Origin of the sequence: Streptococcus oralis, assembly GCF_016028255.1 — a bacterium.
In the GTDB taxonomy this organism is placed as follows: Bacteria; Bacillota; Bacilli; order Lactobacillales; family Streptococcaceae; genus Streptococcus; species Streptococcus oralis_AC.
The window spans coordinates 1325530-1340350 of sequence record NZ_CP065707.1; the positions used below are offsets into that span (position 1 = coordinate 1325530).

Genomic DNA, 14821 nt, shown 5'->3' on the forward strand with positions numbered 1-14821 from the left:
GCTTTGTGCCTTGTTTTATAAATTTTTTTGCCATTTTTTGCCCTAGAAGTTGTCAAAAGCATTGGCGACTTCTTTTTGTTGAGTTGGGAATAGGTGCGAGTAGATGTTAATAGTTGTATTAATGCTACTGTGTCCAAGTCGTTTCATAAGTGTAAAAAATATATAATCTTTTCCCTCACCGTTTCTGAGTCCTTTTGAAACTAGAAACGCTGCATGTGAATGCCGGAAATCGTGATTACGAATCATTTTTAATGACGCAGGTATTCTTTTTTTCAATTTAATCTTTTGATTAGAAACTATTGGAGCAGTCAATTGTAAAGGACTGTCTTGAAAGATTTGTAAGTCTTCTGTATTGTCCGTAAACTCTAGTAATAGATGAGCTTGTTTTTCTTTCCATTGCGTTAGTTCTTGAACGAAAGTCTTATGAATGTATATTCGACGTATAAAAAGCACCACGCTTATCCTCTTTTAAAATATTTTCTTACGTAGAAATCTCACAAAGATACTCAACAGATATTTTAAATGTTACTTGATTAAGCTATGAAGTCTATACTTAGATTCGTATTACTTGGACTCTATTCTTGTGAGGCTACCTCGCTTTCTATGACATATTCTCTCACCTGTCAGTTTACTGAAATCGTGGCTAATATTAACTCACTAGCTTTGGTTGAGACAGTATCATTAAAGTACATTATTGATTATATCATTTTTGAACTCTATTGAAAAGCCAAATTTTCGCCAATAGAACTTACTGAAATACGTCCAATTCTTTTATTATTATAAATTATATAAAGTTCGTTCATTCTTCCATTTGTAACAAGAACAAAACATGCATTTTGTCAATATTCTAAACACATTTTTGGAAAACTAGTCACCTTTTAATGAAGAAGTTTAGGTAACTAAACAATTTATTATTCAAAATAACTCTGATGAGGATAATCCGATTTACTAAGTCTATTCGTGAATCATAGAAAATATCTATGTATTGGGTAATGTATGCGTATCAGTTTTGAAGCCTTTATGCTCAATACTGATTGTTGTATAAAATGATTCAAAACTGCTATTACCGTGTGGAAAGTCTTTATCACCATTTGAATGTTGAATACGATGACTCACTAACAAATTGTCCAAAATAGATTTTTTCTTCAATCTGAAATAACCGCTAAGTTATTCTCGTCTATTTTAATTTTGTATTAGCTAAATCTACTGCAAGATTTTTGAATCCTGAATTATTGGTGTCAACAAGTTGTAGCACTATTTATTTGATTTGAAGAGCAAGCAGTGATTTCACAGTTGATTTAAGATGATAAAATGTAACAATATAATTTGACAGCGGTTACAAAATTTTGTAATATCTATAATATAAGAAGATGTATTTTAATTCAGGGAGGAATGTAGGATGAAATTATTAATTGAACTGCAAAAAATTGATCAGTTTATCTTGCCAGTAAACTATAATTACCTTCTTCAATCGATGATTTATAATTTATTGAAAAATAAGGAAGACTTGTCTGCGCAACTTCATGAGATAGGTCATCAGTTTGAGGACAAACATTTTAAGCTTTTTACATTTTCACTATTGCAAGGTCAATATAAAATGCGAGGAAAACGAATAGAGTTTCTTGATAAGGTGCGTTTTGAAATTAGAACGATTGATCAATCCATTTTATTCACTATTGCAGAGGCTTTGTCAAATCTAGATGAATTGCGAATTGGTCGAAACCTTGTAAAAATTTTAAATGTAAAAATTGAACAGAAGAAATTAATGGGGACTTCTTATAAGATTCGGATGATTTCTCCCTTGGTGGTTCGTTCTACAGATCCTGAGACTAAAAAAACATTGTATTACAATCCATTTGATACGGAATTTAAGAGCAGAATCATGGAGAATCTTGAGAGAAAATATCAAGCTTATTATCATAAAGTACCGACAGGTAGATTTGATATAGAGCCGATAAATTTTTCTTTAAAAAATAAATTTGTTACCAAATACAAAGACTATCTCATAACGGGTTGGAAAGGAGAATTTGAGATAAGAGGAGATGCGGAGGTGTTGGATTTCCTCTATCAAGTTGGACTTGGTGAGAAGAATTCGATGGGATTCGGAATGTTTGTGATTGAAGAATAGGAGGATAGAGTGGATATGGAATTTAGAAATTGTAAGTTAGAACTTGACTTAAAATGTCATGCGCCAATTATTCATTTCCAGCCTAGTGCTAATGCTAAAGGAGCTACTCTTAGAGCTAGTGAAGTGAAGCCGAAATTTGATAAATATCTTTGGACGAAGGAACCTGAGGAACTTGCAACCTATAAACTGTTACCTTATAAGATGAAGTTTATAGCAAAAAATAAAGAGGTGATAGATGAGAAAGTTGCAGATGAATATGTTGATATCCCTCTCTATTATGCTAAGGACCAAAAAAGAATGGTTATAACTAATCCTAAAATAGTCATTACTTGTTTTGATCCTACTCTTCAGAAATTGATAGTTAAGCATATCAAAAACTTTTTCATAGTGACAAATTTTGGAGCTGCCCAAGGAAAAGGATATGGTAGTTTCACAATTGATTCTGAGAAAAATGATCAGGTTGAGCAAGAAAATATTGAAAAAATCTTAATGGAAGAGTTTGGCTTAAAAACATTATATAAGATAGATTGTAATAAGCTAGTTGGAAAGTTAGCTAAGTTTGAAGCAATAAAAAAGATTTTTAGGATTATTGAAAACTTCTATAAGATTATTAAAGGAGGGATTAATCATAAGGAATATATAAAAGGTTTTTTGTTTATACATATGAATGAGAAGGGAATAAAAAATGAAAAAGCTGTTTTAAAAACAGAAATAATAGATCATCCATACGCTTCAAATCAAAACAAAGTAAAACAGGAACCCAAAATTAATAGCCATAAAGAGTGTTACGTTAGAGCATTGCTTGGTCTATCTTCTTCCTTTGCTTTTAAGGATCAAAGAAGGCAAAAAGGTGGTGCAGTTGATGTGAATATTAAAATTTCACATGCTGATGAAACTATCGAACGTTTCCCTTCTCCTTTAACGTTTAAGGTTATTAATAAGATTATTTATATTATTCCTAAAAAAATTGATGAGCAGATATGGAACCAAAAATTTATTTTCACTTATGAACTTGGTAAGGATGTGAAGAATAGTAACGGTATCGATCCGAAAGTTAAACCAGAGGAACTAGAATTATACACTCCAGATTCAAATGAATTTTGTTTAGAAGATTTTTTAGAAGAGGCCGTTAGTTATTATAATAAAGAAGTGAATAAAATCAAAGGTCCACAAATAGTTAAATACCACACCAAAGGAGATGAATAAATGAAATATGTAGGTATAACAATCGGTCCGATTTTTAAAACTATTGGAGAGGCAATCTCTCCGGCAGGTTTGTGGTTCGGCAGTTATTTTTTCTCAACGGTGACAAAGAAACTCTGTGAAAAGCTTGTTGAGATTCCAACTGTTAAGATTTTTTCACCGTTTTATGATTCTGATAGTAATCAAAACCCACAAGAAGATGGTATTGGTCGTTACCATGATCGGATTTTGTTTTCAGTTGATGGTAATACAGTAACTGAGGAAGCATTGCAGAATATAATTTCAGAAGCGAAGAAGGAAATGGCTGAGAAATTCGGACTGTTTAATACAAAGGATTTTAGTATTTTTGTCGATAACTATCTGAGAATTGATTTTGTTATTCTTAATGAAAAAACTATCGAAATTATAGGAAAAAGTGAAAAAGCTGGAAATAATATAGCTATAATACTGAATGATGCTTTGGATGCATTGGAGCTGATGGCAGCGGGTAAGGGGAGAACAGATATGAACTTATTTGCTTCGTTCTTTGCAGGCAAGAAAGGCAATCGGAATATCTATATTAAAGAAAGTAAGCTATTTACAGGTACCAAACCAAATAGTCAGTTGGTTATAAAACATCCAGATCGTGATTCTGATTTAAAATCAATTGAAGACATTGCTCTATCTCGAAAGAAAGAGGAAAACTCTTCTGAAGAGATTCCTGATGGTGAGGTAACACCGACCAGAAGCGAATACTACGCAGTCGTTAATTCAGATGGGGATAAGGTCGGAACTCTTTTGAAAGCTTTATGTAAAGATGTAGAAATCTCTGAACAGTCTGATAGAATAAACATTTTTTCGAGGGCTTGTTTAGACTATGCTGGTGAAGCGGCTAAACTTGTCGGAAAATATGGGGGGATGACGATTTATGCTGGTGGGGATGATTTACTGTTTATTGCTCCTGTTCATTCTCTTTTATCCTTATGTAGTGAATTGGACGAAATGTTCAAAAAAACATTGAAAAAAGGTCTGGAAGAAGTAGATCTGCCAGATGATAGCATCAATGTCAGCTTGTCTTTTGGTGTTGCTGTTCAGTATGTCAAATATCCTCTATATGAAGCGCTGGAAAGAGCTAGAGTTCAACTTTATAAGGCTAAAGAAAGTTGCGGTAATCGTCTGGGGATAGAGTTAGTCAAGCACAGTGGGAAAACTGTTCAATTGATGGTAGAAAACGAGAAGTTGGATGTCATTGATCATCTGATAAACTATCGAGCGACTACGAACGATCAAGCACTGGAATCGGTTCTCTATAATCTGCAAGATACAGAAATTATTTTTAAGTTGTTATTTGAGAAGACCGCACAGAATGCATTTGACCTTCAAGAATATAAAACCAGATTTTTAAATAACTTTAACAATCCTAACCAGTTGGCCTATCATGACTATCTGGGAAAAATAGCTAAATGTTTCTATGACAACTATTTGAAAGAGTATCATAAGCCAGTTACGAAAGTAAAGGTTGATGGGGTTTGTACAAAACGAAACATAAGTATAGGGGAATACTATACCAAGGAGTTGCAGGCTATTTTATTTTTGGTAAAGTTTTGGCAGGGAGGTAAGTGATGACAGACTATCTTGTGACGTTTAGACCGCTAGGAGACTATTCTTTTGGTTCAGATAGACGCTTTAGCTTTGTCGGTAAAAATAACTATTCGGAGGATGAATACGCTCCTTATTTTATCCGCACTAATCGCGTTCCTGAACAGTCCACAGTCTTTGGGATGATACGCTATCTTATCTTAGTCAGCAATGGGATTCAGTTGAACCAGGATTTTCAGTATGATGAGAATACGCGAGATAAAATCAAAGCTCTAATCGGAGAGAAGAGCTTTTCTCTAAATGGAGGTGTACAAAGTTTCGGAAAATTAGAAAAAATCTCTCCAATCTTTTTGCGTAAAAATAGTAAGGAAGTCGTCATACCAAATCCTTTTAACAACAAGCAGGGGAGAGAGGGGATTGATCAGTTTGAACCAATAATACTAGAGGAAGAAATTACACTGCCAACTAGTTTTGGTGAAATCGCTCTGCCCAAATCTAAGGAATATAATCCTAAAGAAGGGTATGGGGATGGCTATTATAATATTAATACAGGCTGTCTAGAAGGAATCGAAGATATTTTTATGACTAAGGTAGCGACTGGTGTAAGGCGTGTTACGCAGAAGGATCTGCAGAACCTGAAGATAAATATTCGAGATTTGTGTAAGTTGTTTGTGAATGAAGATATGAAACAGGAAGTTTCTAATTTAGATAGGAATAGCAATCTTAGTTTAACCGAGTTTATAAATGATTTTATGAATTGGTTAGAAAAGTACAACAAAGGGGAAAAAAATCACTTTCAAGAAGAATTAGAAAAACTATCCAAAAATTTTGATGCTGACCGCCTATTTAAGCGAGAGGTACATCAGCTACATAAGGACTATGAATTTGCTGTCTATGTAAAGGTTAAGGATAATTTCATATTAAAAGATGGTATCGTTCCTATGGGACAGAAAGGCACCCTTTTTAAGGTTTCTGTTCAAAAATCTGAAAATAATTTAGAAAGTGAAATCACAAAGCATTTCCAGAAACATACTCCAAAAGGTCAGACTTGGCAATACTGCCTCTCAGATGTGTGCCTCTTAAATGATGTGACAGGCTTTGCGATCTTAGAGGAAAAACTAGTTCGTCAGCTTCATACAGACCTTAAGGAAAATCGTCTGAAAGGTCTCAGTCTGCAAGGCCATCACCTTCTATACAAGGCGGGCAGTGTCTTTTATGGTGATGATAAAATTCCGTTAAAATCTGGCATAGAAGCAGCAGGCTATAATGTTATTTGCAAAATTGAAGGAAGTAAGGAGTAAAAAATGAAAGCAAAAATTTTTGTCATTGAATGTTTAACAAATTTGCATGTAGGAAATGGAGATGTTAATTTTAACATCATTGATAACGAAGTGGAGCGCGATGTTGTGACGGGATTTCCGACGATTAACTCCTCAGGCGTTAAAGGTGCTCTGAGGGCCTTCTTTGAAGAAAACGACTTGTCGAACATTGATGAAATATTCGGTTCGGAAAGTAGTAAGATTACTACTTCAGGCGCATTAAAATTTCTTAGCGCGAATCTACTAGCCCTGCCAATTCGTTCGATAAGTGGTGAGGATAAGCCTTATTCAATACATGCTCCGAAAACAGCTTGTGAAGATTTCAAGAAAATGCTTAAAAATTTGCAATTAGAAGATGTTTCAATAGAAGATATAAAGGGTGGAGATGAGGTGATAACTCTAGACGCAGATAATTCTTGCTTTGAAAAATATGGTTTACCAGTAATTGCTCGAAATAGTGTCGGAGAACAAACTAATTTGTGGTATGAGGAGGTTGTGCCCCACAAATCGATTTTCTATTTTGCAGTGGTGGCTTCAACCAATGAGTCAGAAAACCTTTTAGAGATTTTTACAGATTCGGTGAGAGAGAAAATCATCCAGTTTGGTGCAAATGCTTCTGTAGGTTATGGACTTTGCAAGGTTATTAAAGTGATTTCAGGAAATGAAGAAGGAGCAAACAATGGACAAGAACAGAATTAATCGGTTGCTTCCTATTGCTGTTGAGGTGATTGAAAAGGAGCTTACGGAGCCAATTCCAAATGAGTTTAGAGGCTATATTGCTTCTTTTGGAGCTGCTATTACAATGGGAAGCCTCTCAGCAGCAGTTGCCTACTATTCGGCTAAATCAAAAAATGCCAAAGAAGATCGTACCAAGCTACCTGTCATGATTTTGGAAGTTTTGAAGAAAGAAAACACAGATATTACGGCTACCACCTTGTTTGAGTATGTGACAGCGTTCAAAAATGATAATGAGAGTTTCGCTATCAAAGAAGATGTATTGCATGCAGCAATTGCGATAAAACTAGGGTTAAACTTGTTTGAAATTGAGTCAAAAGATGAAAAAGCCAAGGAAGACGAGAAAAATGGAGGGTAAGGATGATGTTTAGTTCAAAAAACATGTCTTATATCTACTATCATGAATATTTTGAAGGATTAGAAGAGCGGAGAGAACAATCGGGTCTAGTTTATGAACTGGGGGGATTAAAATCTAGTGAAGATCAATTTCGTGAGAGAAATAAGGCTTTGCAGGATTTTAAATTTGACATTTCTCTATCACCTCTGGAGCATTTGAAACATGCTTCAAAAGGTGTAGCAAGTGTTCAAACCTTTTCTTTGCAAACTATTTATCCTGGTCTCATGATAGGAACGGGCAATCCCCATGATTTGAAATCAAAGGGTTCTATTTATTCTGGTTTTTCTTTTGATTATGTGACTGGACTGCCCTATATACCTGGCTCCTCAGTCAAAGGGGTACTGAAAAGCGTCTTTCCTAGGAAAGAAGATACCAAAGATGATATTAATCAACAAAAGATGAAGTATATTAAGTCACTTCTTAAACCAGAACTTTCTGATGAAGAAATCTATGGCTTGAAAGATAATATTTTTGAAGATAATGATGTCTTTTTAGATGCTTATCCAACTTCTAAAAATAAAACGAAGCAACAGTGCCTAGCATTGGAATTCATTACACCTCATAGTGATATAATCAAGAATCCTATTCCAATCAATTGTCTGAAAGTTAAACCTGGAATCTCTTTTGAATTTGGCTTTTATCTGAAAGATTGTCAGCTTTCAGACGGAGTTAAGAAGGTTACGGTTGAACAAAAAATAGAGTTATTTAAAAGCATCTTGACTGATGTAGGTATTGGCGCCAAAACGAATGTTGGTTTCGGACAGTTAGAGTAGCAGAGCTCAATCGACAAGGGGATTTACAAATCGTATCTGAGGGACTTGCGCAACTCAAATAGCTCGAAAAGGTATAGAGGAGCTTGTTCAGATTAAGGAGTCTGAATATAAGGCAGCATTTACAAAGAGTTTAGAAACAAGTGAAGTCAGCTATCGTACAGGGATAGGAGTTCAATCTTAGTTTGCGATAGCGATGGGTACAAAAAGATCGACCGACTTTTTCCATCGAAATCTTGAAAAAAGCCCTGTTTTTTGATACAATCAATCTAGAAACAGCGAAAATGCTGTTGTTCTACCTTACCTATAAGGAATTGAGACTTTTCCTTAACGTAAGCCTTATGGTATTCAACTTCCAGCTGTTTTTGTTCTACCTTACCTATAAGGAATTGAGACAGAAGGACTGTATGAATTGGTATCTTCATATTTAAGTGTTATACCTTACCTATAAGGAATTGAGACTTAAAGCGTTGCATTTTCTTGATTTCTGGAAGGTTATCAATCTTCAGAGTTCTACCTTACCTAAAAGGAATTGAGACTCTCCCCTTTTGACAGACAGGATATAGGAAACCGTATATTTCGTTCTACCTTACCTATAAGGAATTGAGACGTTTTAACTTTCGAAAAGTGCTAATCGTTAAAAAATCAGTTATACCTTACCTATAAGGAATTGAGACGCTTATAAGGCAATCGATATTTCATTAGCTCATCCCGGGTTATACCTTACCTATAAGGAATTGAGACATACCATCAGCTGAGTCGCCACGGAGAATCTTGTAAAGCAACAAGGTATTATGTTATACCTTACCTATAAGGAATTGAGACGTTTAGAACCCCAATATACATAGGTGCTATTTCTCTACTATGCTCATCTAAAGTTATACCTTACCTATAAGGAATTGAGACGCTTGACCCCAGAGACCGTTGGTTTCTGCGTCAAAGCTAAATAGTTTGATTGTTATACCTTACCTATAAGGAATTGAGACAATATTTGGTATTTTACCAGCTCTTCCCGGAAGAAACTCCATGGGTTATACCTTACCTATAAGGAATTGAGACAATAAATCTTTCGCGGTCATACAAACCACCTCCAAAAAATATTTTTGTTCTACCTTACCTATAAGGAATTGAGACAAGGAACTATCCTTCTCACCAGTTTTAGGTAGTCCTTTTTCTGGTTCTACCTTACCTATAAGGAATTGAGACATAACGTCATAAGACAATGTAAGGTCTGTTTCAGCCGTATATTCTGTTCCTGTTCTACCTTACCTATAAGGAATTGAGACATTCCAATCTCATCACCCAGACATTCAATTAAAACATAAATTTCTCTAGTTCTACCTTACCTATAAGGAATTGAGACTTAAATTTCTCCTTCTCAGCACGTTGTGGGAAATTCTCTTGATAAAGTTATACCTTACCTATAAGGAATTGAGACTTTACTGTTAAATATCTTAATTTAGCATTTTCTCCTTTTGTTCTACCTTACCTATAAGGAATTGAGACAGGTGATTCGTTAGCAGCAGTGATACCGTTCCAAGTTATACCTTACCTATAAGGAATTGAGACTCTCCCCTTTTGACAGACAGGATATAGGAAACCGTATATTTCGTTCTACCTTACCTATAAGGAATTGAGACATTGTCTTTAAATCGACAAAATATCCTTTGGAAATATTCAGACTGTCAAGTTATACCTTACCTATAAGGAATTGAGACCTAATCGCAAAGCTAATAGCTCCTGGAACAGCAATTACAAGATTGTTGTACCTTACCTATAAGGAATTGAGACTTTTGGCCGTGACCAAATTTCATTTTCGCCGATTTTGCGATAAGTTATACCTTACCTATAAGGAATTGAGACAGATATCCAGATTTTAAATCAAATCTATCAACTTGTGAATGTTCTTGTTCTACCTTACCTATAAGGAATTGAGACCTATTAGGATATCATGAATTCTTGCTAAAAACGATGGCTCTTCATCTGTTATACCTTACCTATAAGGAATTGAGACGAATACGTTCTTTTTTCGAAATTTCATCTTGAATTTTATAGTTATACCTTACCTATAAGGAATTGAGACTCTTTGATGATTGGACGGATCTTATCTTCTTTGATCTTGTTCTTGTCGTTATACCTTACCTATAAGGAATTGAGACTTCCATTTGTGGAATAACTTTCTCAGCCACCCAAGGGTTTACTTCCGTTATACCTTACCTATAAGGAATTGAGTTGCTCACTCTCTGTCTCCTTTGTGATATAATAGGTAATACCTTACCTATAGGGAATTGAGACGTTAGAGTCCCAAGATATTTACTAGCACCTTCTCGGAATAGTAATACCTTACCTATAAGGAATTGAGACTCTGTTTCTGAAAGAAAGTTGCCTGCCTTTAATGAGTCATCTGTAATACCTTACCTATAAGGAATGGAGACTTTTTTCTGATAAATTCCAATGAGTGTAAATAGCAATACTACGTAATACCTTACCTATAAGGAATTGAGGCCGTCAATTCTGATTTGACTGCAATTCGTTCTTCCATTGGAACGTAATACCTTACCTATAAGGAATTGAGACTTTATTTAGAATACCTTGAAGATATTCTAGCTCCTCTTGATCGTTATACCTTACCTATAAGGAATTGGTTGCTTCAACTGAAAAAACTTGCGAGAGCAAGTTTTTTGTGGTATATTGGAAGTGCTTTCATGTTGAATGTCTTTATCGGAGGTTGTTTATGTCTGAGAGTCAATCTGTATATAGTCACCATATCTTTGTTTTGCCCTTTGCGGCCAAGGGGCTGGAGTCTTTTCCGAAGTCTTCCAATTGGAAGAAACTCAGCCAAGATGCCAATGAACTCCCCTATCTGAACGTAGAAGATGGTGAAAAAAGCGAGCGATTAAAGTACGCTTATCGCCGATATTTTAATAAAGAAGCAGAGGAGCTGATTTTCCGCAATCCTGAGCTAGTCACAAACTATGCTTATACTGGCTTAGAAAAAGGTGATGTGTATCGGATTTCTTATTATAATCAAATTGACAAACTTGAGTGTTATGACCTGACGCTTGACTATATCATGCTTCGTTATTTACCAAATTTAGAAGCAGGTTTCCTGATTTTCTCAATGGAAAATCGTCTCTATGATAAATTGGAAGATATTAAAAACATCAACCAGTATGGTCGTCATCTCTATGCTCCTTTTTTGACTCCATTGCTGTGTGATTTAGTCTCACCTAATAATATTGAGCTGATTAAGAGCGAAAAAATTGATGAGGCTCCACAGCCATCTGGCTTAATTTCTTCATATGGGATCATGTCGGCTCCGAAAGAAATCTTACAGGATTTCTTTGGCTTGCCTGAGGAAGCGATATTCCCAGAGGATATCTCGCAGTTTGAGTCTAAGCCTCATCTGGAGATCATCATTGATGACCGCATGTATGTGGTGAGCTACATGATGGTTCCTGATGTAAAGGACTTGATTTATAAAACGGCGAATTGGGCGAATTTTGATGATTCGGATCAAAGTTTAGAAAAGATGAAGCTTCTTTTTAGTATTTTATACGTTGATAAGGGAGATTCAACATGTCTGAGTCGAGATATGCTGAAGGCAGAGCTGGAAAAGCTTCTCTATACGAGGTGGTCAGCTGAGGGAAGCCTTTATATGGCCAGCCAGCATTCCATGATTTTTATGAGTGGTTCTGTTTTTCCTGAATTTTTCCTAAAAGGTTACTTTTTGTCGGAATATCTGGACTTGGCTTTGATTACGCTCAGCCAGAGGATTGGTATTCTGAAGTATTCTAAGGATGCGGGGGATAGGGTCAATGCTAGAGTTTCTGATAAACTAAAGCTGCAGAAGGCTTACACGACCTTTAAAAATCAATACCTGCTTCCGGAACTTTGCCCGCAGGAGCAGGCGATTGAAATCTACGAATTGCTGCAAACCTCACTCTATATCGAGAAGCATATCAATCTCCTAGATAGTCAAATCAGAGAACTGCATGATATCAGCCAGACGGAAGCAAGTAATAAATTGAATGACAGAGTATTAGTACTAACCGTTTTAAGTATTGCATTAGCAATCATTCCGAATATCAAAGAACTGCAGGAACACTGTCTGACGATTTGCAATCTGAGCCTGACGTATTCATCTTGGCTTACTTTGCTTATTCCTCTTTTGACAATTGCTTTCATCTATTTCAAAAAGCGAGAATAAATGTATATTATCTGGACATACGATGTTCATCACAAGCGCGTGCCTAAGATTTTGAAATCTTGAAAAAAGCCCTATTTTTTGATACAATCAATCTAGAAACAGCGAAAATGCTGTTGTTCTACCTTACCTATAAGGAATTGAGACACACAACCCAAAAGAACGTGGAGATTGGTATCCACAATTATCACAGTTCTACCTTACCTATGAGGAATTGAGACTGTTTGCCATCGAAAAGACGAGTGTAATCAATGACAATTGAGTCACCTTTCGTTCTACCTTACCTATAAGGAATTGAGACGCGCCCTCTTTTAAGGCAAGTTTTGGATTTAGAGTTCCTCGGTTATACCTTACCTATAAGGAATTGAGACATTGAGTAAACTGTTGCGAGATTGTCGAGAATGCCAAAAGCAACAGCATGTTATACCTTACCTATAAGGAATTGGCTGTGTGTCTTTGTCTGTCTCCAAGGCACCAAAAAAGCGAGCAAATTCATGTCTGCTGGGAAGCATGAGAATTTGTTCGCCTTTTGTTTTGTAAGAATTATCAAGAAAAACTCTCTTAGTGACCTGCACCCCAAAAGTTAGACAGAAAAAATCTAACTTTTTGGGGTCAGTACATAGTAGGAGAGTTTTTCCGTGTTTCAACCACAGATAGTATAGAGCTTAAGTTAGATGGCTGATCAGTTTTTTGTTACTTCACAGTGTCGCGAATATTTATTGGTCTATTGGGTTAAATTAAAAACATTCTTTTCTACTTCATTTATCGAAAAAGACCTGCTATCCAATAGCCAACCCTACTGTACTAGTTCATTTTCAGCTTATCTATGGTATAATAAAAGGTAGATTTATCAATTGGAGTATGAAGGATTTTATGATTAAACTTGTAGCAACCGATATGGATGGAACCTTTCTAGACGGAGAGGGTCAGTTTGATATGGAACGCCTCAAAAACTTACTTGTTTCCTATAAGGAAAAGGGGATTTATTTTGCAGTGGCTTCGGGTCGCGGTATCTTGTCGCTGAAAAAGCTATTTGCGGATGTACGTGATGAAGTGATTTTTATAGCTGAAAATGGGAGCTATGTTGAGTTTCATGGTGAGGATATATACGAGGCTACGATGTCTCGGGATTTTTACTTGAGCACTTTTGAAGCTTTAAAGAAATCGCCTTATTTTGATGAAAGAAAAATGCTCTTGACTGGGAAAAAAGCTTGTTATGTATTGGATACAGTTGATGAGACCTATCTCATGTTTAGCCGTCACTACAATGAAAACATTCAAAAAGTAGCGAGTTTGGAAGATATCACGGATGAGATTTTTAAATTCACTACGAACTTCACAGAAGAAACGATAGAAGCTGGTGAGGCCTGGGTCAACGAAAATGTTCCTGGTGTAAAAGCCATGACCACAGGTTTTGAATCCATCGATATTGTCTTGGACTATGTTGATAAGGGAGTGGCTATTGTTGAGCTGGCAAAAAAACTGGGGCTTATCATGGATCAGGTTATGGCTTTTGGCGACAATCTCAATGACCTTCACATGATGCAGGTTGTGGGACACCCAATCGCTCCTGAAAATGCGCGACCAGAGATTTTAGAATTAGCAGAAGCAGTGATTGGCCACCATAAGGACCAGTCAGTGATGGCTTATATGGAGGGCTTGTAATGGCAGATATTAAATTGATTGCATTGGATTTGGATGGCACCTTGCTGACAACGGATAAAAAGCTGACAGATCGAACTAAGAAAGTCCTCAAAGCTGCGCGTGATCGTGGCATCAAGGTCGTACTGACAACAGGACGTCCTCTGAAGGCTATGGATTTCTTTCTCCATGAGTTGGGAACAGATGAACAGGAGGATGAGTACACTATCACCTTTAATGGTGGTCTGGTACAGAAAAATACAGGAGAGATTCTCGATAAAACAGTCTTTTCAATCGACGATGTGGCACGCTTGTACGAGGAAACTGAAAAACTCGGACTTCCGTTAGATGCCATTTCAGAAGGAACAGTCTATCAAATCCAGTCGGACCACGAAAGTCTCTATGCTAAGTTCAACCCTGCCCTGACTTTCGTGCCAGTCGCTTTTGAAGATCTATCTAGTCAGATGACATATAATAAATGTGTGACCGCCTTTGCCCAAGAACCCTTGGACGCGGCCATTCAACAGATTTCTCCTGAATTGTTTGACCAATATGAAATCTTCAAATCGCGTGAAATGCTGTTGGAATGGTCGCCGAAAAACGTCCACAAGGCAACAGGTTTAGCGAAATTAATTAAACACTTGGGAATCGACCAAAGCCAAGTCATGGCTTGTGGGGACGAGGCCAATGACCTTTCTATGATTGAGTGGGCAGGTCTGGGAGTTGCCATGCAAAATGCAGTTCCTGCTGTTAAGGAAGTTGCCAATGTGATTACCCCTATGACCAACGACGAGGAAGCCGTTGCATGGGCTATCGAAGAATACGTGCTAAAGGAGAATTAGA

At 36.3% G+C, this 14821-nt stretch carries 10 protein-coding genes, 1 pseudogene and 1 CRISPR repeat array; of the genes and pseudogenes, 10 read left to right on the forward strand and 1 reads right to left on the reverse strand.

Features of this window, described 5'->3' with window-relative positions:
• Positions 1-42: 42 nt before the first annotated feature.
• Positions 43-441, reverse strand: a pseudogene (locus tag I6G42_RS06490) (tyrosine-type recombinase/integrase); the annotation flags it as partial.
• A gap of 958 nt (positions 442-1399) precedes the next feature.
• Here I6G42_RS06490 and cas6 point away from each other — a divergent pair.
• The 10 genes from cas6 to I6G42_RS06540 all read left to right on the forward strand — a co-directional run bounded on the left by cas6 (position 1400) and on the right by I6G42_RS06540 (position 14820).
• On the forward strand, positions 1400-2128 hold the full coding sequence (gene cas6 / locus I6G42_RS06495) for a CRISPR-associated endoribonuclease Cas6 (protein WP_038805158.1): 729 nt from the start codon (positions 1400-1402) through the stop codon (positions 2126-2128).
• Between the two features lie 9 nt (positions 2129-2137).
• Positions 2138-3334, forward strand: a complete 1197-nt coding sequence (locus I6G42_RS06500) for a hypothetical protein (protein WP_038805161.1) — start codon at positions 2138-2140, stop codon at positions 3332-3334.
• Positions 3335-4933, forward strand: coding sequence for a type III-B CRISPR-associated protein Cas10/Cmr2 (gene cas10 / locus I6G42_RS06505; protein ID WP_038805162.1), 1599 nt, complete (start codon positions 3335-3337; stop codon positions 4931-4933).
• Between the two features lie 197 nt (positions 4934-5130).
• Positions 5131-6210 (forward strand): hypothetical protein, encoded by a 1080-nt coding sequence (locus I6G42_RS06510; RefSeq protein ID WP_227698181.1) that lies wholly within the window; start codon positions 5131-5133, stop codon positions 6208-6210.
• Between the two features lie 3 nt (positions 6211-6213).
• Positions 6214-6927 carry an RAMP superfamily CRISPR-associated protein gene (locus tag I6G42_RS06515; RefSeq protein ID WP_038805165.1) on the forward strand — a complete coding sequence of 238 codons (714 nt, stop codon included), beginning with the start codon at positions 6214-6216 and terminating at the stop codon, positions 6925-6927.
• The gene (locus tag I6G42_RS06520) at positions 6908-7321 is read left to right on the forward strand and encodes a type III-B CRISPR module-associated protein Cmr5 (protein WP_227698182.1); all 414 of its coding nucleotides are present in this window, start codon (positions 6908-6910) and stop codon (positions 7319-7321) included. The genes I6G42_RS06515 and I6G42_RS06520 overlap by 20 nt, the downstream gene beginning before the upstream one ends.
• 2 nt (positions 7322-7323) lie before the next feature.
• Positions 7324-8133 (forward strand): type III-B CRISPR module RAMP protein Cmr6, encoded by an 810-nt coding sequence (gene cmr6, locus I6G42_RS06525; RefSeq protein ID WP_038805169.1) that lies wholly within the window; start codon positions 7324-7326, stop codon positions 8131-8133.
• A gap of 293 nt (positions 8134-8426) precedes the next feature.
• A CRISPR array of direct repeats spans positions 8427-10778; the repeat unit is 25 nt; unit sequence TACCTTACCTATAAGGAATTGAGAC.
• 86 nt (positions 10779-10864) lie between these two features.
• Positions 10865-12340: a hypothetical protein gene (locus tag I6G42_RS06530; protein WP_038805170.1), complete on the forward strand. Its 1476-nt coding sequence runs from the start codon at positions 10865-10867 to the stop codon at positions 12338-12340.
• A gap of 870 nt (positions 12341-13210) precedes the next feature.
• Positions 13211-14002, forward strand: a complete 792-nt coding sequence (locus I6G42_RS06535; RefSeq protein WP_038805171.1) for a Cof-type HAD-IIB family hydrolase — start codon at positions 13211-13213, stop codon at positions 14000-14002.
• Positions 14002-14820, forward strand: a complete 819-nt coding sequence (locus I6G42_RS06540) for a Cof-type HAD-IIB family hydrolase (protein ID WP_038805172.1) — start codon at positions 14002-14004, stop codon at positions 14818-14820. Before I6G42_RS06535 ends, I6G42_RS06540 begins: the two co-directional genes overlap by 1 nt.
• Position 14821 lies beyond the last annotated feature (1 nt).

What these genes read in the sequence shown, in the direction of transcription:
- cas6 (WP_038805158.1), top strand. Translation starts at nt 1,400, where the DNA reads ATGAAATTATTAATTGAACTGCAAAAAATTGATCAGTTTATCTTGCCA.
- cas10 (WP_038805162.1), top strand. Translation starts at nt 3,335, where the DNA reads ATGAAATATGTAGGTATAACAATCGGTCCGATTTTTAAAACTATTGGA.
- I6G42_RS06515 (WP_038805165.1), top strand. Translation starts at nt 6,214, where the DNA reads ATGAAAGCAAAAATTTTTGTCATTGAATGTTTAACAAATTTGCATGTA.
- I6G42_RS06520 (WP_227698182.1), top strand. Translation starts at nt 6,908, where the DNA reads ATGGACAAGAACAGAATTAATCGGTTGCTTCCTATTGCTGTTGAGGTG.
- cmr6 (WP_038805169.1), top strand. Translation starts at nt 7,324, where the DNA reads ATGATGTTTAGTTCAAAAAACATGTCTTATATCTACTATCATGAATAT.
- I6G42_RS06530 (WP_038805170.1), top strand. Translation starts at nt 10,865, where the DNA reads ATGTCTGAGAGTCAATCTGTATATAGTCACCATATCTTTGTTTTGCCC.
- I6G42_RS06535 (WP_038805171.1), top strand. Translation starts at nt 13,211, where the DNA reads ATGATTAAACTTGTAGCAACCGATATGGATGGAACCTTTCTAGACGGA.
- I6G42_RS06540 (WP_038805172.1), top strand. Translation starts at nt 14,002, where the DNA reads ATGGCAGATATTAAATTGATTGCATTGGATTTGGATGGCACCTTGCTG.